General features: G+C 40.9%; 23 protein-coding genes. 13 read left to right on the forward strand and 10 right to left on the reverse strand.

The features are described from left to right. Positions 1-236 precede the first annotated feature (236 nt). Positions 237-821: a PAP/fibrillin family protein gene (locus AACS98_RS04230; protein ID WP_066376712.1), complete on the reverse strand. Its 585-nt coding sequence runs from the start codon at positions 819-821 to the stop codon at positions 237-239. 242 nt (positions 822-1,063) lie between these two features. On the opposite strand from AACS98_RS04230, the gene AACS98_RS04235 reads away from it, so the two are divergent. From AACS98_RS04235 to AACS98_RS04250, 4 genes are all read left to right on the forward strand, one after another. Beyond that, positions 1,064-1,300 carry a DUF3134 domain-containing protein gene (locus AACS98_RS04235; RefSeq protein ID WP_066376714.1) on the forward strand — a complete coding sequence of 79 codons (237 nt, stop codon included), beginning with the start codon at positions 1,064-1,066 and terminating at the stop codon, positions 1,298-1,300. A gap of 75 nt (positions 1,301-1,375) precedes the next feature. After that, positions 1,376-2,485 (forward strand): phospho-N-acetylmuramoyl-pentapeptide-transferase, encoded by a 1,110-nt coding sequence (mraY, locus tag AACS98_RS04240; protein ID WP_066376718.1) that lies wholly within the window; start codon positions 1,376-1,378, stop codon positions 2,483-2,485. A 252-nt stretch (positions 2,486-2,737) separates the two neighbouring features. Next, on the forward strand, positions 2,738-3,490 hold the full coding sequence (locus AACS98_RS04245) for a D-Ala-D-Ala carboxypeptidase family metallohydrolase (RefSeq protein ID WP_066376719.1): 753 nt from the start codon (positions 2,738-2,740) through the stop codon (positions 3,488-3,490). A 148-nt stretch (positions 3,491-3,638) separates the two neighbouring features. Continuing rightward, positions 3,639-4,070 (forward strand): COG3650 family protein, encoded by a 432-nt coding sequence (locus AACS98_RS04250; RefSeq protein ID WP_066376721.1) that lies wholly within the window; start codon positions 3,639-3,641, stop codon positions 4,068-4,070. Between the two features lie 121 nt (positions 4,071-4,191). Here the strand turns inward: AACS98_RS04250 and AACS98_RS04255 are convergent, their stop codons facing one another. From AACS98_RS04255 to AACS98_RS04270, 4 genes are all read right to left on the reverse strand, one after another. Beyond that, the gene (locus AACS98_RS04255) at positions 4,192-4,707 is read right to left on the reverse strand and encodes a MogA/MoaB family molybdenum cofactor biosynthesis protein (RefSeq protein ID WP_066376723.1); all 516 of its coding nucleotides are present in this window, start codon (positions 4,705-4,707) and stop codon (positions 4,192-4,194) included. Positions 4,708-4,887: 180 nt separating this feature from the next. Beyond that, positions 4,888-5,223 carry a photosystem II reaction center protein Psb28 gene (gene psb28 / locus AACS98_RS04260; protein WP_066376725.1) on the reverse strand — a complete coding sequence of 112 codons (336 nt, stop codon included), beginning with the start codon at positions 5,221-5,223 and terminating at the stop codon, positions 4,888-4,890. Between the two features lie 165 nt (positions 5,224-5,388). Further along, positions 5,389-5,832, reverse strand: a complete 444-nt coding sequence (gene dtd / locus AACS98_RS04265; protein WP_066376910.1) for a D-aminoacyl-tRNA deacylase — start codon at positions 5,830-5,832, stop codon at positions 5,389-5,391. A 94-nt stretch (positions 5,833-5,926) separates the two neighbouring features. Beyond that, complete coding sequence (locus AACS98_RS04270; RefSeq protein ID WP_066376726.1) at positions 5,927-7,075, reverse strand: CobW family GTP-binding protein; 1,149 nt, start codon at positions 7,073-7,075, stop codon at positions 5,927-5,929. A 208-nt stretch (positions 7,076-7,283) separates the two neighbouring features. Between AACS98_RS04270 and cysS the strand changes: the two genes are divergently transcribed. From cysS to AACS98_RS04290, 4 genes are all read left to right on the forward strand, one after another. Next, positions 7,284-8,744, forward strand: a complete 1,461-nt coding sequence (gene cysS, locus AACS98_RS04275; RefSeq protein ID WP_066376728.1) for a cysteine--tRNA ligase — start codon at positions 7,284-7,286, stop codon at positions 8,742-8,744. A 35-nt stretch (positions 8,745-8,779) separates the two neighbouring features. Further along, complete coding sequence (locus tag AACS98_RS04280) at positions 8,780-9,067, forward strand: four helix bundle protein (protein ID WP_339373684.1); 288 nt, start codon at positions 8,780-8,782, stop codon at positions 9,065-9,067. Positions 9,068-9,183: 116 nt separating this feature from the next. Beyond that, positions 9,184-10,623 (forward strand): TldD/PmbA family protein, encoded by a 1,440-nt coding sequence (locus tag AACS98_RS04285; RefSeq protein ID WP_066376730.1) that lies wholly within the window; start codon positions 9,184-9,186, stop codon positions 10,621-10,623. Between the two features lie 98 nt (positions 10,624-10,721). Continuing rightward, positions 10,722-12,065, forward strand: a complete 1,344-nt coding sequence (locus AACS98_RS04290; protein WP_066376731.1) for a TldD/PmbA family protein — start codon at positions 10,722-10,724, stop codon at positions 12,063-12,065. A 208-nt stretch (positions 12,066-12,273) separates the two neighbouring features. On the opposite strand, the gene AACS98_RS04295 is transcribed toward AACS98_RS04290, so the two are convergent. From AACS98_RS04295 to coaD, 4 genes are read right to left on the reverse strand one after another with little or no spacing between them, the layout of a single operon-like run. Continuing rightward, positions 12,274-12,693, reverse strand: coding sequence for a type II toxin-antitoxin system VapC family toxin (locus AACS98_RS04295; protein ID WP_066376732.1), 420 nt, complete (start codon positions 12,691-12,693; stop codon positions 12,274-12,276). Then, positions 12,690-12,974: a hypothetical protein gene (locus AACS98_RS04300; RefSeq protein ID WP_066376733.1), complete on the reverse strand. Its 285-nt coding sequence runs from the start codon at positions 12,972-12,974 to the stop codon at positions 12,690-12,692. The genes AACS98_RS04295 and AACS98_RS04300 overlap by 4 nt, the downstream gene beginning before the upstream one ends. A gap of 44 nt (positions 12,975-13,018) precedes the next feature. Beyond that, positions 13,019-13,705: a DivIVA domain-containing protein gene (locus AACS98_RS04305; protein WP_082803707.1), complete on the reverse strand. Its 687-nt coding sequence runs from the start codon at positions 13,703-13,705 to the stop codon at positions 13,019-13,021. Next, positions 13,597-14,166, reverse strand: a complete 570-nt coding sequence (gene coaD, locus AACS98_RS04310) for a pantetheine-phosphate adenylyltransferase (protein ID WP_066376734.1) — start codon at positions 14,164-14,166, stop codon at positions 13,597-13,599. Before coaD ends, AACS98_RS04305 begins: the two co-directional genes overlap by 109 nt. A 206-nt stretch (positions 14,167-14,372) precedes the next feature. Between coaD and lgt the strand changes: the two genes are divergently transcribed. From lgt to rlmN, 5 genes are all read left to right on the forward strand, one after another. After that, a complete protein-coding gene (lgt, locus tag AACS98_RS04315; RefSeq protein ID WP_066376736.1) occupies positions 14,373-15,230 on the forward strand; it encodes a prolipoprotein diacylglyceryl transferase in 858 nt (285 codons plus the stop codon). Positions 15,231-15,550: 320 nt separating this feature from the next. Next, positions 15,551-16,336: a precorrin-4 C(11)-methyltransferase gene (gene cobM, locus AACS98_RS04320; protein WP_066376738.1), complete on the forward strand. Its 786-nt coding sequence runs from the start codon at positions 15,551-15,553 to the stop codon at positions 16,334-16,336. Positions 16,337-16,474: 138 nt separating this feature from the next. Then, entirely contained in the window at positions 16,475-16,828 is a 354-nt protein-coding gene (locus AACS98_RS04325) for a phenylpyruvate tautomerase MIF-related protein (RefSeq protein WP_066376741.1), read from the forward strand. 655 nt (positions 16,829-17,483) lie between these two features. Continuing rightward, entirely contained in the window at positions 17,484-19,157 is a 1,674-nt protein-coding gene (locus tag AACS98_RS04330) for a GMC oxidoreductase (protein WP_066376743.1), read from the forward strand. 101 nt (positions 19,158-19,258) lie between these two features. Then, positions 19,259-20,335, forward strand: coding sequence for a 23S rRNA (adenine(2503)-C(2))-methyltransferase RlmN (rlmN, locus tag AACS98_RS04335; protein WP_066376744.1), 1,077 nt, complete (start codon positions 19,259-19,261; stop codon positions 20,333-20,335). A gap of 60 nt (positions 20,336-20,395) precedes the next feature. Here rlmN and AACS98_RS04340 read toward each other — a convergent pair whose 3' ends face one another. Then, positions 20,396-20,584 carry a replication restart DNA helicase PriA gene (locus tag AACS98_RS04340; RefSeq protein WP_066376746.1) on the reverse strand — a complete coding sequence of 63 codons (189 nt, stop codon included), beginning with the start codon at positions 20,582-20,584 and terminating at the stop codon, positions 20,396-20,398. Positions 20,585-20,805: the final 221 nt, after the last annotated feature.

A 20,805-nucleotide genomic window follows, 5' to 3' on the forward strand; every position in this document is an offset into this window, starting at 1 on the left:
CCCTGCCTCCCCTGCCTCCCCTGCCCCCATCCCCCTCATCTCCCCCATCTCCCTCATCTTCCCCTGCCCCCTAATCCCCTGCCCCCAGTCCCCAATCCCCAGTCCCCACCTACCAATCTCTACCTTTAGTTGCTGTTATGTCCCAAATCACAAACTATAGTATGGTGTCAAAACCATCTTGACAAAGTGTCAATGATCGAATAAGTTCGTTCGCAAATACATTTTTGAGAAAAATATTATGTTTTGCTTAAAACAAACACGCTACCCTCGTTACCCCTGCCAATCCGCAAATTTTCATCAAGATAGGTGATGTCCAACCAGCCTTGTTGTGTATCACTATTGATAGGTACATCCAAAGCCATAAATTTTTTCCCTGAGCTAATTTGTTGGATAAAATTCTCTGGAGAAGTGTATCCTATTAATCGTTGTAAGCCGACGATAGAACGCTGAAATTTGACTTGGATACGCCGTTCGGAAACAGGATCAAATTGAGCAGCTACACTAACTAATCCTTCAAGATAAGGTAAGCCATAAATTTCGGCGATGTTGTAGACGCTCTTGGTTTCTACCCGAATACACTGATAAATTTGACCAAGTTTATATACAGGTAGGCGATCTATGTTCAAGAGAGCCTTACTGGTTGTATAGAGTAATCGCCAATTGCCTTCTAGCAAGTTGGTAGCTTCTAATGGACGCGGTGTAGGATTTAGGTCTTCTAAGGTGGCGATCGCCGCTAAGATAGCCTGTTTTTGCGGTTCACTAGCGAGTAAACCCCGATTAGTACCAGCGATCGCATCTAGTAGAGCTGCTTTTTTAAACATTACCTATGCCCTCAAAAACTATCAGGATTAAAGCCACATTAAGTTGATATGAATGTCTATGTATGAACCCGGAAAAATTACTCAGAATCAGTTGTTAATTCCTCTATCACTATTAAATAAAATATTTTGGTGAGCTTGCGGATTTATTCATCCCTGAGTTGAAGAAATAACTAAATTATCGCGTCTCAAGTGATAGACTTCTTAATGTCAAGTTACATAAGCTTTTTTGCCTATTAGTCGATATGTTGAATTCTCCCCTACGTGAAGAACCCAGAAATCAGCGTGCTGCTGTCATCCCCCTCAAGCAAGAATCTTCTTTATTAGATTGGTTACAAGCCAACGGTAGGCTGATTGCGCGCGATCAACTTGAACCTGACTTTCAAGATGAGGAAGAAGAAATATCAGAATTTCTCGGTGGAGATGACGGCATCGACTACCTGGATGATGACGATGACGATATCAGTCTAGATGAAGATTAGTCTTTGATGACTGGGATTGTTGAAAACGTATTCTGTTTTTTAGTTTGATTAAGTGTGGAGTGAAGGGAAGGTTTTGTGGACGCGAAATTATCTCCAAACCAAGGATTAAATGTTTCTGGCATTGGTCTGGCTTCTGGCCTAGCCGCCGGACTGGGTATAGCATCTGTAATTTTAGATAGTCTGGCAAATAGAACCCCTTGGCAGGGTATGTCACTGACTCTGCCATTGGTAATGTCTGCCCTGATATCAGCAGCTTTAGGTTACTGGGTAGTACCTACACTGCAAGCACTCAAAACTGGGCAAATTATCCGAGAGGATGGCCCCCAAGCCCATTTAAAGAAAGCTGGCACACCTACTATGGGCGGTATCTTTTTTATCCCCGTGGCTGTGCTAGTTGCTTGTGTTTGGTCTAATTTTGCCCCAGAAGTCCTTGCCGTCTCCGCGTTAACTCTCAGCTATGGTTTAATTGGCTGGATTGACGATTGGCAAATTCTCCGACGCAAGTCTAATAAAGGCATCTCTCCCCGGATGAAATTGTTATTGCAAATTAGTTTTGCTTTCGCCTTTTGTCTGTGGCTGATGTTTAATCAAACAGGCAATATTACCAATATTGCTTTACCTTGGGTGAGCTTTACTCTACCTTTGGGATTCTTATTTTGGCCTTTAGCTGGCTTTGTACTTGTCGCCGAGAGTAATGCCACTAATTTAACTGACGGTATTGATGGTTTAGCAGCTGGAACAGTAGCGATCGCCCTGCTAGCATTAGGTACTATAGTTGCTCCTACTTCCCTAGGATTAATGATTTTCTGTGCTGCCTTAAGTGGTAGCTGTTTAGGTTTCTTAGCACATAACCACAACCCAGCCCGTGTGTTTATGGGGGATACTGGTTCTCTGGCTTTAGGTGGGGCTTTAGCAGCCGTAGCATTGTTAACTAACACCTTAGTAGCCTTGTTTATTCTCAGTGGCATCTTCTTTGTAGAAACCCTATCTGTAATGGCACAGGTAAGTTATTACAAAGCCACAAAAGGCCCCGATGGTAAAGGTAAACGTCTGTTTAAAATGGCTCCTCTACATCATCATTTAGAGTTATCTGGATGGTCAGAGTTGCAAGTAGTGCGCGTATTTTATATCATCGCCGCTATCTTAGCCGCAATTTGTTTAGCGATGACCTCCGGTCGGGCGTAGCTCATCGCGCCGGTTTAAATCTTTTTTAAAAAACCATAACACCATAACCCCGCTTTCTGGAAGAAGGTGGGGTTATTCTATTGAGTTTTTGATCACCTATCAACCATTCTCTATCCTCATAGTAAGTTAAAGTAATATCGAACACTTTACTAAACGTGTTTGAAGAAGGTTAAATATGATACTATCTGATGCAAATAGCAAACAACTTGACAAGACTGTTAATTTACGTCAGTTTAAGATTTGTAATCATATATGACTTCTAACATCAAATCCCTATCTGAGTTTATTCAAGCAACCGCGCCCACGATTTCCATCATTGATTGTTCTCCAGAACTGATTAAAGAAATACAAGAAATCCTGAAGATAGAGGTAGACGGTATTGTAGGCCCGATCACCAAACAAGCTTTTGCAGACTTCAAAGAAGATAATCAACTAGAGTTCCCTTTGCTCCTGGGAGTAACTACGGCTAAGGAGTTGCTAGAGTTCAAAGGCAAGGAAGAGACGGCAAGTAAAACTAATGACAGTAGTAACTCACAACCCAAACTCAATTTAGATGCGGGGAAACGTACTGGAAAGTCAATGAAACTTCCCAATGGTGAGGTAGTTTATGAGAACCAATACATTGTCGAAGGTATACCTTTAACTTGGGGTGAAGCCACTAAGGGCTGTACTCGCATTCCTACTATTTCTGAATATGTACAGAATGCAGTTAGACTGGCTAAAGTTTGGGGAGAAGTCAGAGAGAAGTTCGGCTCACCTATCATCATTACTTCCGGCTACCGTCCACCCCAGGTAAACAAAGCAGTTGGCGGTGTTCGCAACAGCCAACATCTCTACTTCCGTGCGCTGGATATGCAACCCATGAACGGTGACTTCAAAAAACTGTGGGAAGTGTTAAAAAATTCTCAGTTTGTCGGCTTGGGAGATGCCGTTTTTATGGGACGTAATAAGGGATTCTTCCACGGTGATATTCGTCCAGGTAAAAGAGCAATATTTCCTTACTAAGAGGCTGTCAGCTTCTCGTAAGGAAACAAGAACAGAAGGGGCTGCTTGCAAAGTAGGCGCAAACCGCAAAACATAATTTTTCCGATTCTTTCTTAAGAAATCGTCTGTCAATACATTGGATCTATTCATAGAGTTAACCAATGAACAGATGAAAAGATTAATTGCGCCAATATTGTTAATGGGAATTAGCACCAGTTTATTAACAAGCAGTCCCAGCAATGCTAACAATAGTAATTTATTAGTGGCTCAAGCTAACAATAGAAGCAGGAATACAGAAGAGTTTATTGTCAGTGGAACAGAACCATTTTGGAGTGTAAAAATTAGTAAAAAAGGTATTATCTACTCCACACCAGAAACTCGCCAAACCTTCCCCTATGTCGCGCCGTTAACAGCATCCGGTCGTCCAGTGGACTTAGTAAGAGTTTATCGATTCAGAGGTAGAAACAATACAACTAATACACTGGTGATGAAAAAAGTAGAATCCTGTAGTGATGGGATGTCTGATATCAAATATCCCTACTCAGCTATATTTATTATGGGTAATACTGTTTTAGAAGGTTGCGGTAGACCAAATAAATAGTCGTCATTAGTCATTAGTCATTAGTCATTAGTGGTTAGTCGTTAGCTTTTCCCCTCTGCTCCCCTGCTCCCTCCGCTTTCTCCGCTTCCTCCGCTCCCTCTGCTCCCCCACTCGCCACTCCCTACTCCCTGATTGATTTCCGTATTTGACTAACCAAATGAGTCAGTTCTGGTAAAATTAATTTTTCCATGCCCAATCGCACTGCATTGCTAGAACCAGGTAGAGAAAAAATGAGTTTCTGTTGATACACACCTGCCACAGCACGAGAGGCGATCGCACGAGAACCGATTTCTTGATAACTTAAAAATCTAAACAACTCCCCAAACCCAGGCAAAGTTTTTTCTAACAACTTCTCAATAGCATCATAGGTAGTATCTCTAGGTGCTATCCCTGTACCACCATTAAAAATCACAACATCCAAATTCGCTTTTTGACAGAGTAATTTTATCTGTTGTTGAATCTGCGCTGGTTCATCTTGAATAATTGCATAATCTGCCACAGTGTGGTTAGCAGCAGCTAGCAACTGCTGGATAATTTTACCGCTTTTGTCTGTCTCTGGGGTACGCGTGTCGCTGACGGTAACAACCGCGCAAGTTACCATCATTCCCGGCGCATCTGGATGGGGTTGTGATGTCATGAGATGAAAAAGGGAATCGAGAATAGGGGAGCAGAGGAGGCAGAGGAAGCAGAGGAAGCAGAGGGGCAGGGGAGCAAGGGAGCAAGGGAGATTTTTCCCCACAATTCTTTAATGTAAGAATTTTGAATTTTTTTGAATTGATATATGCCCAATGCCCAATGCCCAATCCCCAAGGACTACTTAAGCTTTACTAAATCCTAAACCGTTTTCTTCAGCGTATCGTTCCATGAAGCGCATAAAACGATCCCATTCTTGTGCGGATTTCATCAAGTAAACTGCTTCAATCGCTTCTGGTTTACCGTTAATAAATTTACCCTTAACCTCACGGGTGACTATTTCCCCTTCTTCGTCAATTAGGTACATTCCGGTGACTTCTTCCGTGCTACCTTCAGCCCAAATTGTAGGATTTGTAAAAATAAACGTTGCTGTACCACTGTCACCACTGCGCGATCGCGTTAAACGTACCTCTGGAATTACTTCTTCGTTAAGTCCCCTGGAAAACTGGATTTTTGCCATGATCAATCAACTTAAACTTTTGTAATCATTAGTTTAATATTGTCTCATCATTTGGTGGAGATTGGGGATTGGGGACTGGGGACTGGGAGCAGAGGGGAAAAGCTAACAACTAACGACTAATGACTAAGGACTAATAACTAAGGACTAATGACTAATGACTCATGACTATCTTTCTAGTATTAATGTTACGGGGCCGTCATTTTCGATGCTGACTTGCATCATTGCACCGAATTTACCTGTTTCTACTTTTAAACCGCTAGTTCTTAACTTTGCTACAAAACTGTGATATAATTCTTCAGCTTGCGAAGGATTCGCGGAACGGTCAAAGGAAGGACGGCGACCTTTGCGACAATCACCGTAAAGGGTAAATTGGCTAACTACCAACAACTCACCAGCAATCTCTTGCACAGATTTTTGCCACCTGTCACCACCCTCTGCATCAGGAAACAGGCGTAACTCTAAACATTTACGCGCCATCCAGTCGAGTTCTGCATCTGTGTCTGTATCAGCAATACCGACAAGTAAATTTAATCCTCGTTCTATTTTGCCGACAATTTCACCGTTAACACTAACTTGAGATGATTTCACTCGCTGGATAATTACGCGCATAATATTCATTTTTTCTTAAACATCAGCCATTAGTCAATTTAATCATCAATGACTAATGACTAATGACTAATGACTAATGACTAATGACTAATAACTATTTCCCAAACCCTTTACCTCGGTTAGTGGAAGGAAGACACAGACAGTTTTCTAATTGACTGAGTAAAGTTTCCCGATCTAAATTTTGCCCAATTAGCACGATCTGATTTTTGGGTTCACCTTTCCACTCGTCATCATCTAGGGTGAACCGTTTACCGCACAGGTGGAAAATATGACGTTTAGGACTTTCGTCAAACCACATAATCCCCTTGGCGCGGAAGATATTTGTAGGTAGCTGGTTGTCTAGAAAATATTGAAACTTGCGAATTGAGAAGGGTTTATCACTTTGGAAAGATATGGAGGTAAAACCATCATTTTCTAAGTGATCAGAATGATGGTGGTGATGGTGGTCATGGTCGTGATGGTCATGACCGCAGGTAGAATGATCATGATCATGGTCGTGATGGTCATGACCGCAGGTAGAATGATCATGATCATGGTCGTGATGGTCATGATCATGATGTGAGTGATCATGCTCATCAACAGTGTCAAAATATTTGTCAGATTCAAACAGTCCGACACTGAGAATTAAAGGTAAAGAAACTTGCGATCGCGTAGTTCTTAAAATCCTTGCTCCTTCCTTCACCTCGTTAATTTTTCTTTCCAAATCATCTAATTGCGCTTCATCAACCAAATCTGCCTTATTCAAAATAATCACATCACCGTAGGCAATTTGACTGTAAGCTGCTTGAGAGTTGAATAAATCTAAGCTGTAATTCGCTGCATCTACTACCGTAATAATCGAATCTAACCGGGTTAAATCCCTAAGTTCTGTCCCCAAAAAAGTTAAAGCTACGGGTAGAGGGTCTGCTAGTCCTGTTGTTTCTACAACTAAATAATCTAGCTTTTCTTCCCGTTCCAAAACCTTGTATACAGCATCGACTAAATCATTATTAATAGTGCAGCAGATACAACCATTACTGAGTTCCACCATATTCTCATCAGTGGAAACAATTAACTCGTTGTCAATGCCAATTTCACCAAATTCATTGACTAAAACGGCAGTTTTTAAACCTTGTTGATTACTGAGAATATGGTTAAGTAAAGTTGTTTTGCCACTACCGAGAAATCCAGTAATAATCGTGACTGGCATTCCTTGCTTGGGGGCATCCATTGGTTGAGAATTAGAAGTAACTGCTGATTGCATAATACTGTGCGCGAAAAATTAGATAATCCGAGACAAGTTAAAAAGTTGCTAGGGAAGTCAAAAGTCTCAAGAGTTGTATTTTGGGCTTTTGTACTGCTTTAAATGGTAGTTGTATTGCTGCCGGGATGTACTAGCATAGGGATGCTGGAGAATTATTCCTCCGGCTTTACCCTATTATTGCGTATCTCTATTTCAAAGTTACTGTGTTATGACCCTAACTATTTACAATACCCTCTCCCGTCGTCAAGAACCGTTTGAAACCGTAGAACCAAACAAGGTTAAGATGTATTGCTGCGGTGTTACAGTTTATGACTACTGCCATTTGGGTCATGCACGTTCTTACATCGTTTGGGATACGATTCGCCGTTATTTGCTCTGGCGAGGTTTTGAGGTATCCTACATCCAAAATTTTACCGATATTGACGATAAAATTCTCAACCGCGCCAAAGAACAAGGTTCAACGATGGAAGCGGTATCTAACCGCTTTATTGATGCTTATTTTGAAGATATCCGCCGTTTAAATGTGATGGATGCGGATGAGTATCCCCGCGTCACTGAACATATTCCCGAAATTCATCAACTGATTCAGACTTTAGAACAAAAAGGTCTAGCTTACGCAGTCGGTGGTGATGTTTATTACCGTGTTGAACGCTTTCCTGAGTATGGTAAACTCTCTGGGAGAGAACTAGAACAAATGCAAGCTGGTGCTAGCGGACGGTTAGACACAGAAGAATCAGAAAGTAAAAAGCAACACCCCTTTGATTTTGCTTTATGGAAGAAAGCAAAACCAGGAGAACCGGCGTGGAATTCGCCTTGGGGTCAAGGTCGTCCGGGATGGCACATAGAATGCTCGGCCATGATACGCTCTAAGTTAGGGGAAACCATTGATATTCATGGTGGTGGTGGTGATTTGATTTTTCCTCACCATGAAAATGAAATTGCTCAGTCAGAAGCAGCTATGAATCAACCATTGGCGCGTTATTGGACACATAACGGCATGGTAATGGTGAATGGTCAAAAAATGTCGAAATCATTGGGTAATTTCATCACCATTAGAGAATTGTTAGATGGTGTGGGGAATTGGCAAGGTGAGCCAGTTAACCCAATGGCTGTAAGATTGTTTGTGTTACAGGCACATTACCGCAAACCTTTAGATTTTACAGCAGAGGCGATCGCAACTGCTGAGAATAGCTGGAAAACCCTAAAAGAAGGGTTACTCTTTGGCTATCAATACGGCGAAAAACTAGGATGGGGTACAGAATCATCAATTATTCCCGAACTTGCCGCCCGCTTTCAAGAATTAGGCGATGATGATTTTAATTTCCCTGGTGGTTTAGCCGTGTTGTTTGAATTAGCTAAAGAATTGCGCCGGGAAGGTAATATTTTAGTGCATGAGGGAAGTACCAAAACCCCAGCCGATGAACTGCACCGTCAATGGTACACCCTGGTGACGTTAGCTCAAGTCTTAGGTTTAGAAGCCACCCCAGATGATGAAACCCTGACACAAGCGGGTTTGAGTGATGCAGAAATCGAGGATTTAATTGAGCAAAGACAAGCAGCGAGAAAAGCTAAGAACTTTGCCGAAAGCGATCGCATCCGCAACGAATTACAAGCTCAAGGTATAACTTTAATAGATAGCCCTCAAGGTACACGTTGGCATAGGAGTTAAATTGAAAATTCAAAATTCAAAATTCAAAATTCAAAATGATGAGTCACAATAAAGCGATTACTGATAGAACCTTTGAGTTTGCCATTCGGATTATTAATCTATGCAAGGTGCTGGATGAAAGTCCAGGCGTAGTAAGAACTATTTCTAAGCAGTTGCTTCGTTCTGGAACTTCTATTGGAGCAAATGTTGAAGAATCTCAAGCGGCTCAGAGTACAGCAGATTTTGTCAATAAGCTAGAAATTGCACTGAAAGAGGGGAGGGAAACCAGATATTGGCTTAGACTTCTAATTGCTACTGAATTGATTCCAGAAAACCGACTATGAGCAATTTTGGGCGAAACCAACGAATTAATCAAGATAATTGCAGCAATAGTCGTCAAAACCAAACAAAATAATTCAAAATAATTTTGAATTTTGCATTTTGAATTTTGAATTGTATTATGTGGTCAGAATTAACAAAAGCGATCGCTAGTTTTAAAATACCTGCTGATTGGATCGGTATTCGAGTTGTTAAAGAAACTGCTGCTAACCATTATGTCCGTGATGGTTTGCCCCAATCAAACGGCAAATCAACCACAATGGGAGCAATGCTAGAAGTATTAGTTAACGGCTGTATCGGTTATGCAGCCACTAATTCTTTAGAATTGCCATCTCTACAAGCGGCGGCAGAAATGGCGTATAAGCAAGCACTCGCATCTAGTCAGTGGCGAATTTACCCTTTTCGGGAAACAGAACGTCCGAAAGTTGTAGGTGAATATAACTCCCCATTTTTACAACCATTAGATGCGCTGTGTCCAGGGGAAATTAATGATTTATTGGTGCGAATTTGTCAGACATTAAAAGTTAGCGACAAAATTGTGCAAACTACAGCCAACATCAGCACGAATCAAAAAGAAAGTTGGTTTGCAAGTAGCAATGGTTCTGAGATATATCAAAAGATATTATCTTTAGGAACTCATTATGGAGCGATCGCACAAGATGGGGCAGTAGTCCAACAACGCAGTAATAACGGTTGGCAAGCACATTGTTATCAAGGCGGCATGGAACTGTTACAAAAAGATAATTTATGGCGACAGGTGCAGAAAATTGGGGAACAAGCCCTAGAATTGTTAACCGCCGCAGAATGTCCCACCACCCGCACCAATTTAGTCTTAGCACCCGACCAAATGATGCTACAAATTCATGAAAGTGTCGGACATCCTTTAGAAATTGACCGCATCTTAGGAGATGAACGCAACTACGCCGGAGGTAGCTTTGTCACCGCCAACGACTTTGGTAAATTAGTCTACGGTTCGCCCTTGATGAATATTACCTTTGACCCCACCGTTGAAGGTGAATATGCCAGTTATGGTTTTGATGATACAGGAGCGATCGCCCAACGAGAATATTTAATCAAAGAAGGTGTATTACAAAGAGGTTTAGGCAGTTTAGAAAGTCAAGCTAGAGCCGGAATTCCTGGGGTAGCTTGCGCCCGTGCATCCTCTTGGAACCGCGCCCCAATTGACCGCATGGCAAACTTAAACTTAGAACCAGGAAACGCCAGTTTTGACCAGATGATTAGTAACATAGAACATGGCGTATACATGGAATCTAACCGTTCTTGGTCAATTGATGATCGCCGTTATAAATTTCAATTTGGCTGTGAGTATGCCAAATTAATAGAAAATGGTAAACTTACCAAAACCCTGCGTAACCCTAACTATCGAGCCACCACCCCAGAATTTTGGCACAGCTTAATTCAAGTCGGGAATGACTCCAACTGGGAAATGTACGGTACACCTTACTGTGGGAAAGGCGAACCCAACCAAGCCATTTGGGTAGGACATGGTTCACCAGTTTGTGTATTCGCTAACGTCGAAGTCTTTGGCGGAGGAAGTTAAAAATTCAAAATAGTATAGTTCGTAGTTGTGTAGGTTGGGTTGACGCAAGGAAACCCAACATTAATTAAATACATTTTTTATGTCCATTATTCTTAATTATGAACCAAGAACTATCCACATTAGAAGTTAGTTTTAATCAAATATTAGAAACACTGCTGACTAAAAAAGCAGAAAATGAACAATTCACCATCAAATTAAAATGTGAACGCAGTCAATTTACTCGCTTTAATAATGCCAAAGTTCGGCAAACTGGCTATGTAGCTGATGGTTGGGTTGAATTAACTCTGTTTGCAAATCAGCGCAGTAGTTTTCGACAGTTCCCATTTACAGGAAACTGGGAAACAGACTGGAAAGCTGCATACAATGCCTTGCAAGAATTAAGGGATGAACTGCCTGTATTACCAGTTGATCCATACATCGTTTTACCATCAGGAAATCATACCAGTCGAGAAGTCAAGACAGGTAACTTATTAACACCAGATGTATTAGTAACAAGCATATTAGAACCAGTTCAAGAATTAGATTTTACTGGAATATATGCCGGGGGGATAGTCATTAGAGCTTATGGTGATTCTAGTGGACAAATACATTGGTTTGCCACCGATTATTTTACTTTAGACTATTCTTTATTTATTGCCTCTGGACAAGCAGTTAAAGGAATATTTGCTGGTAGTAATTGGGATGCAGCAGCTTATGAGAATAAAATCAGCGAAGCTAAACAACAACTGAAATTACTATCAAGTAAACCGAAAGAATTACCAAGGGGACAATACAAAACTTACTTTGCACCAGCCGCCGTTGCTGATTTGTTGGGGATGTTATCTTGGGGTGCTGTGAGTGAAGCAGATATCCAACAAGGTAATAGTGCTTTAGGCATTTTATCAAGACAAGAAAAACAATTGTCGGCTGCATTTAGTATGAAAGAAAATTTTCAACGGGGGTTAGTACCGCGATTTAATGAATTGGGAGAAATAGCAGCACCAGAACTACCAATAATAGAAAATGGTAGATTAGTAAATACCTTAATTAATTCTCGCACGGCGAAAGAATATCAAAAAACTGCCAATGGTGCGAATAGTTCAGAAACTTTACGTGCGCCAGAAATTAGTCAAGGTAACTTAGGTTATGAGCAAATTCTATCTAGTTTAGACACAGGGTTGTATGTATCGAATTTGCATTACTTAAATTGGAGCGATCGCCCAACTGGTAGAATTACAGGAATGACCCGTTACGCTTGTTTTTGGGTAGAAAACGGTGAAATTATCGCACCCATAGAAAACCTGCGCTTTGATGAAAGCCTCTATCGTTTTTGGGGAGAGAACTTAGTAGACTTCACCAACTTTCAAGAGTTCATTCCAGAAGTGGGGACATACGAAAGCCGTCAACTAGGAGGTAGTTTAGTTCCTGGAATGTTAGTCAACGATTTTACATATACATTGTAAATCTCGTAGAGTGTGTTACGGCTATGTCAAAATTTGAGCGTTGGCGAAACTCAAAATTAGCCGTAACGCACCGCATAATTTTGGTGTATGATGACTTACTTTAATTAAAAGTTTGTAGTAAGGACTTTAGTCCTTCTTTTCAATATATTTACAAAAAAGTTTTACGCCAATTTTCAAAAGACCTAACAAAACTTTCACCTGAAATATTTTATGGCGTATTTGTCAATTCTTGAATTAATTGCTCAGGTGTGAGAATTCGAGGAGTAGTCACAGGAAAATCTCCAAGGTTGCGAGTAACAATAGCATCTAATTGATTAATTACCGCAGTGCTGTATTGAATAGCGTCTTCAAAGTCTCTAAAATTAGCGTTTAACGCCATGTTGATTGTGTTGCTATCTACAGTAGCAATACGGCAGAAAGTGACTAACTGTTTTAGATAAGTCGCAGCCCACTCTCGACCCCTTGGTCGGCGGATAATGTAATATAAATCACTAAAAATCGAAGCAGAAACATAACCTTCAATTGCTCCTTCCTCAACCATTACCAAAACTTGTTCGCTGGCTGCTAGAAAAGGTTCACGTTCAAGAGCATCATCAAGAATAACATTAGTGTCTAACAGAACTCTCACAGATTATGCTTCTCCTTTAATGCTTCCCATCTCGCTGCATCAGCATCAAAGTCAGGTGGAACAGGAAGAGCATTTTCAAATAAACCTGCAAATGCTTTTACTTTAGATTTCCGTTTTGGCTTATCTGCTTGTGGTTCGGTAGAGGCTGCTGTAGAACTTTCTGTAGATGCAATGGGTTGCAAAATAATAACTTCTACAATTCCGGGAGAAATATTGAGAGGTTGGTCAATAATTAAATGACCAGATTCATCAATTTTGGCGTAGAGTTTGTAGGCTTGCATATTGGTTTTCCTGCTTTATATATAATTCGATGATAACTATTGATTTACTTGTGTCTTTGATAATGTGAATTTTGCTGTGATTGCCTATCCACTCTGATTTGTTGTCGTCCGTTCGTGATAATTCGTAACATATCTTTTAAATCTTGTTCGATACCTTCCAAGACACGATCAGCGTATTCATCAGCACCAGTTTCAATTTCTTGAGCTTGAGCGATCGCAGTTTGTCGCATTTCTTCTAATTCTTGTTGACAAGCCCGCCGCTTCTGCTCAATTTCTGCCAGAGTTTCTTTCATCATCGCGTCACACTCTTGCTGCACTTGACGGCGCAGTTGTTCCGCGTCTTTTTCAGCTTGCCTGATGATATCGCTCTCCGCTAAAATTTGCGCTCTTTTGGCTACAGCCGCATCAACAAGCTGTTGTCCATATTCTTCCGCTTCTAAGAGAATTTCATCTTTTTGTGCCAAAATAACGGCAGCTTCCTGAAAAATGGACGGTAAAGAAACTCTGATGAAATCTAGCTGTTCTAATAATTTTTCTTCATCGACTAATGTGCGTCCTGTCAGGGGGATGCGAAAACTAGACAGGATAATTTCCTCTAAGCGATCAAATTCCTGCTGAATATCTACCCCCCCTGTTTGGGTATTTTCTCCAGGGGAGTTTCCGTTGACGTACTCTGGGGGATAGCTTCCGTTGTGATTGGGTTCGCTATTGGATAGTTTTGGTTGTAGCATTTGTATATATCTAAGGCAATGTGCGGGGGGACAAGATGATCGACAGAACCACCAAATCTGGCGATTTCTTTTACTACACTACTACTTAAAAAACTATACTCATTTGATGTTGCTAAAAAAACTGTCTCGATTTGAGTAGAAAGTGTTTTATTAGTATGCGCCATCTGGAGTTCTACTTCAAAATCAGAAATCGCCCTCAGACCCCGTAACAACACCTGTGCTTGTCGTTTCTGGGCATAATTGACAGTTAAACCATCAAAGCTATCTACTTTGACATTAGATAGATGACTTGTAGCCAGACGAATTTGTTCTAAACGTTGCTGTACGCTAAACAGTGGTACTTTATTGGGGTTTCGCAATACAGCAACAATCACCTCATCAAACAGTCGGCTACCACGCTGAATAATGTCAACGTGTCCCAAAGTTATCGGATCGAAGCTACCCGGATAAATTGCAATCACAATCTTGGTATGTATAAAAGTTATTTGAGGTGATTATATCTAAACTGGGGGACTGGAGATTGGGGATTGGCGATTGGGGATTGGGGATTGGGTAGCAGGGGAGAAAAACTCATGACTAATGACTAACGACTATTGACTAATGACTAATGACTAATGACCATTGACTATGAACGACACTGGATCAGAATTAATCTAGGTAAATTTAGATGGTACTGGATATTTCCGCTTTGCCTTTAGCGTTTGTGTTTACTTCTCCCGGCCCGATTTTGGTGCAAATAGGGCCAATTGCTATCCGTTGGTATGGCTTACTTATCGCTTGCGCTGTACTCATCGGTGTTAGCCTTTCCCAATATTTAGCAAAACGTCGTCATGTTAATCCAGAGTTGTTGAGTGATTTATCAATTTGGTTGGTAATCAGTGCAATTCCCGCCGCACGGCTTTATTATGTTTTATTTCAGTGGTCAGAATATGCCCAAAATCCTGGACGGATTATAGCTATCTGGCAAGGTGGTATTGCCATTCATGGAGCAATTATTGGCGGGACTTTAGCGGCGTTAATTTTTGCCAAGCTCAAACGAGTTTCTTTTTGGCAACTAGCAGATTTAGTAGCTCCCTCACTAATTTTAGGACAAGCAATTGGGCGTTGGGGTAATTTCTTCAACTCTGAAGCTTTTGGTCGTCCTACCAATTTACCGTGGAAATTGTACATTCCACCAGAACGCCGTCCCCCAGAGTTAGCCAGTTTTGAATATTTCCATCCCACTTTTCTCTATGAATCGCTGTGGGATTTAATGGTGTTTGCCCTGTTGATTACTTTATTCTTTCGAGGTTTATCAGGGAAGCTACGCCTGCGGGTAGGTACATTATTTATGGTTTACTTAGTAGCCTACAGCTCAGGACGTTTTTGGATTGAAGGACTTCGCACTGATAGCTTGATGCTAGGGCCGTTACGAATTGCACAAGTTGTCAGTCTCGGTGGAATTGCTTTAGGTTTAGCTGGTTTAGCGTGGCTTTATCTGCGTCAGCGTCCTTTACCTGATGTCGTTTCTCCTAGTGAACAGTAGCGTATAGGGAATAGGGGAGTAGGGGAGATGAGGGAGATGAGGGAGATGAGGGAGATGAGGGAGATGAGGGGGATGAGGGGGATGAGGGGGATGAGGGGGATGAGGGAGCAGGGGAGAAAAGCTAATGACGAATGACTAATGACTAACGACTAATAAAAAATGCCCCAGAGTTGTCTCTAGGGCTTAACCAGGGTGCATCTACCATTTCTCTCTACTAGCCCTATAGGGTAAATCCGGAAAGATACTGAGCAAATTCCTAAAAAATTTTTGGAAATGGTGATATTTACAAGTAATTACGCAAGCTTATTAAAAATGTTCGTATGAAAGATGATCAAAATTCCATAGCAGCTGCTGTTTATATTGTGGGTGCAGGCCCTGGAGATCCAGATTTACTGACGCTCAAAGCTCAAAAACTGCTAGCTGTGGCAGATGTAATTTTATTCGCTGATTCCCTGATTCCTGAACAGCTTTTGCAGTTTTGTCGGGCAGATGCGGAAATTATTCGCACGGCTGACAAAACTTTAGAAGAGATTCTACCTTTAATGGTTGAACGAGTGCGATCGCAGCATAAATCTGTAGTTCGTCTCCAGTCAGGTGATCCTAGTCTCTACAGTGCTATGCACGAGCAAATACAGCTTCTAACTGAGGCTAATATCCCGTTTGAAGTCATTCCCGGTATTAGTGCTTTTCAAGCCGCAGCCGCTACGCTAAAAGTAGAGTTAACTGTCCCTAGCTTAGTGCAGACTATCATCCTCACGCGCATCAGTGGACGAACAGAAGTACCAGCACGGGAAGAATTAGCTTCTTTAGCCGCCCATCAAGCTAGTTTGTGTTTATATCTGAGTGCGCGTCATGTAGAAACAGCACAAGCCAAATTGTTGGAACATTACCCAGCAGATACCCCCGTAGCAATTTGTTTTCGCATAGGATGGCCGGATGAAAAAATTAAGGTTGTACCTCTCAAGCAAATGGCAGACTGTACCCAACAAGAAAATCTGATTCGTACCACACTTTATGTAATTAGTCCAGCATTATCACAAACTAACGGGCGATCGCGTCTCTATCATCCTGAGTATAGTCGCTTATTTCGCCAAGGTGGAGATTAGGGATGAGGGGGATGAGGAGGATGAGGAGGAAAAACTAATGACTAATGACTAATGACTAATGACTAATGACTAATATCTTCTTGCGTCATCAACTTGGGTTAATATTAAATTTTGAATTTTGAATTTTGAATTGATATTATGCCTCTAATTAAAGTACAAACTTCTGTGTCTGCACCTGCAAAAGCTGAAATTGAGACAATGTTAAAAAGTCTCTCAGCTAAGTTAGCCAATCATCTGGGAAAGCCAGAATCTTATGTGATGACTGCTTTTGAAGCGGAAATTCCTATGACTTTTGCTGGGACTACAGAACCAGTTTGTTATATCGAAATTAAGAGTATTGGCACAATGAACCCTAATCAAACTAAGGCGATGAGTCAGGATTTTTGCCAACAGATTAATCAAACTCTGGGAGTGCCACAAAATCGTATTTATATTGAGTTTGCAGATGCTAAGGGTGCAATGTGGGGTTGGAATGGTTCAACTTTTGGTTGAACTGGTTTGTAGTAAGGTCTTTAGTCCTTTCTACACCAGCCTAGGCATATATAATCAGGTCTAAAGTACGGGCGGGTTAAAGGAGTAAATATCTGGGTAGAAGGAATTATTCATAAACCCGCCCCTTACTACGAATTTTAAAACAGATTTCATTAAAAATATTTAAATATTTAATCAAGTAATTAATCATAAAAAGCTTCAATTTTTAAGTTTTCATTAAAAGCTATATTTATGAATTTCAATAAATAATTATTTATTTATACAAAATAAATTTGCAGTAGGCATTAAACAAGCTTTGTTTTTAGATGTTTTTACCTACATTGAATTTTTGATTATGTAACATAACTAACTTTTTTTATGTAACTTAAATAACTGCAAATTTATCTTTATCAAAAAAACTACTGAATCAAGCCTCAAGAACAATCATGAAGTATATAGTCATCCTGATTAAGTTGTGCCATATTCATTTCTATTGAGTTAAGGACAGAAGGTACTTGAACTAATATCTAGCACCCAGGCTAAAACCATATTGACTGAGGAGACTAGCTGATCAACTCAGTTGACTAGGTTTTGTGGAAATTTGTGCGTGAAAGATAGAAGTTATCTAAAAGTCCCGTCTCAAAAAAAAATTAGGTTGGGCAAAGGTAATTATTTCATGTTAATCGACGCACGTACACTACCTGAAGATGAAACCATTGAAACTGAAGTTTGCATTGTTGGCACTGGGCCGGCAGGTATCACTTTAGCTCGTGAATTATCAGGTGCAGACTTTCGGGTTTGTTTATTAGAAAGTGGTGGACTAGATTTTGATCAGAAGACTCAATCACTGGCTCTAGGTGAAAGTGTTAATAATATGTTTGACACATTAGAATCTCAACGTTGTTTCCAGTTTGGTGGAACTGCAAACTATTGGAAGGTTCGCATAGGTAACAATGAAATTGGTGTGAGACACGTACCACTAGACAAAATTGATTTTGAAAAGCGTGATTGGCTTCCTTATAGTGGTTGGCCGTTTGATAAATCTCACCTTGATCCTTTCTATGAACGCGCGCAAGCAGTTTGTAAACTCGGAGCTTTTGCCTATGATGCTGCCAGTTGGGAAGATGCTGATACGCCTCAACTACCATTTTCTAGTAATGTCACTACTACTATGTTTCAGTTTGGGCCTCGTGCTGTGTTTACCCATGAGTACCGGGAAGTAATTCAGAAATCTAGTAATATTACTACCTATCTCCATGCGAATTTAATGGAAATTGAAACAGATGTAACAGCCAAAAATGTCACTCGTTTACGAGTAGCCTGTTTGTCAGGAAAAGAATTCTGGGTTTGTGCTAAAGTTGTGATTCTGGCTACAGGTGGTATAGAAACGACACGTTTACTATTACTATCTAACAAGGTTCAAAAAACTGGTCTAGGTAATCAAAATGATCTAGTGGGTAGATTCTTTATGGATCATTCTCTAGTTAACTGTGGTCATTTGATTCCTACTAATCGAGATATTTTTAAGAAGACAGCTTTATATGATTTGCGGCGAGTTAATAACATCCCTGTCATGGGCAAGTTAGCTCTATCAGAAAATGTGATGCAGCGCGAAAAATTACTAAATATTAGTACATTATTATTACCGGTTCCGCAACTATATCAATTAAAAGCAGCAAATTCACTCAAGAAATTGCTGTCATCAATCTATGATCCACAAGTTTATCAAAACATTTTCCAACACTTGGGTAATGTTGTTATGGGTCTTGACTATATCTTACCTGCTGCTTACGGAGCAATTACTAAACAGCAACCTTTTATTCCTAGTCTTCCTTGGGGTGGTTGGTCATATATTCCAGGGAAGGAAAAGCGATTTGCTGGGTTTGAACTATTTCAATTAACTGAACAAGTACCTGATCCAGAAAATCGGATCACATTGACAGGCGATCGCGATGCTCTCGGTCGTCAGCGAGTTAAGTTAAACTGGCGTTGGCATGATATTGATATCGACCACATCAAGAGAACACAGGAAATCTTAAAACAAGAAATTGCGCTGGCTGGCATCGGTGAGTTACAAATTGCACGAGATGGCAATTTACCAAAATTAATCCATCCCGGTTTACATCATCATCTGGGAACAACACGCATGAATGACGATCCAAAACAGGGTGTTGTAGATCGCAATTGTCAAGTTCACGGCGTTTCTAACCTATTCGTCGCCAGTAGTTCTGTTTTTCCCACAGGCGGTTATGCTAACCCCACACTCACCATTGTCGCTTTAGCTATTCGGCTAGCTGATCATGTGAAAACAGTGATGGCGAAGAAGAATGAAGTCGCTATAGGGGTGTAGGGGGATGAGGGAAGAATATTTTACCCAGTCCCCAGTCCCCAGTCCCCAACTCGATGTGAAAGTTGTACCATAGAGATTCAGCATCAACATTGTGATTTTCTATGTCTGCTACGCCTCTTGTTTCTCCGGTTAACTCTCCCATCCCAGACACAACAACTTTAACCCCGCTACTCGGTGCTTCGGTGGCTGAGTTAACTGCTTGGGTGCAGCAGCAAGGACAACCTGCTTATCGAGGTAAGCAACTCCATGATTGGATTTATCACAAGGGAGTGCGATCGCTTGCTGATATTTCTGTTTTCCCGAAACAATGGCGTGCTACAGTTGCAGATGTTCCCATCGGACGTTCTCAAATTCACTACCGGGCTGTTGCACCAGATGGTACTGTGAAGTATCTGTTACAACTCGCTGATGGGCAGATTGTCGAAACCGTTGGTATTCCTACAGACAAGCGGTTAACTGTCTGCGTCTCTACCCAGGTGGGTTGTCCAATGGCGTGTGATTTCTGCGCTACTGGTAAAGGTGGTTACAAACGCAATTTAGGCAGACATGAAATTGTTGATCAAGTCTTAACTGTACAAGAGGATTTTCAACAACGGGTGAGTCATGTAGTATTCATGGGCATGGGTGAACCGTTGTTAAATACTGAGAATGTTTTAGCTGCAATTAAATGTTTGAATCAAGATGTGGGTATTGGACAGCGATCGCTGACTGTTTCTACTGTAGGCATCCGCGATCGCATCCGTCAATTAGCCGAAGAACATTTACAAGTTACCCTAGCTGTTAGTCTCCACGCTCCAAATCAAGCCCTACGTGAGCAAATTATCCCCAGCGCACACCCTTATCCAATTGAAGATTTGCTGACAGAATGTCGGGAATATGTAGCCATTACCGGAAGGCGGATTTCTTTTGAATATATCTTGCTAGCTGGTGTCAACGATTTACCAGAACACGCTTTAGAATTAGCAAAACGTCTGCGGGGATTTCAAAGTCATGTGAATTTAATCCCCTACAACCCCATCCAAGAAGTTGATTACAAACGCCCAAACCGCGATCGCATTCAAGCTTTTGTCACAGTTCTCAAACAACAAAACATAGCTGTGAGTGTGCGTTACTCCCGTGGTTTAGAAGCTGATGCAGCTTGTGGACAACTGCGAACCAGTCAAAAGTCTCAAGGGTGATAGGGACTGGAAGGGACTGGGGACTGGGTAAAAGTCCTTCTCCTCCGCTCCCTCCGCTTCCTATTTTTTTAAATGAATTGCGGCTGCATGAATTCCTGGCGCATAAGCTTCAATAACTCGCCCTGTCAGAGTACAGTTAATCATCAAATAATCACATTTGTGGCACTGTGTTCTAGTTAATTGACTATCTAAAATATAGTGACGTTCAGCTTCACTGCCACAGTTTGGGCAGTAAATTTTATGTACCATTGTTTTGACCCCGGTTGTAATTATCTTGATTAAGAAAGAATTGCTAAATGTAGCCAGAAAATATTATATTAATAGAGAAAAATATCAACAGCTAGATGTATAGCTGTTTATTTTCAAGCAGGTTTTAGATTTGAAAATTGTACGAGATTCTTGTTTATTATCTTAATGTTCAGGTGCTTTTACCATCCTACTGGAGATATAAGAATTAATATTTTATGTCA

The organism is Anabaena sp. CA = ATCC 33047 (genome assembly GCF_963870205.1).
GTDB lineage: Bacteria > Cyanobacteriota > Cyanobacteriia > Cyanobacteriales > Nostocaceae > Trichormus.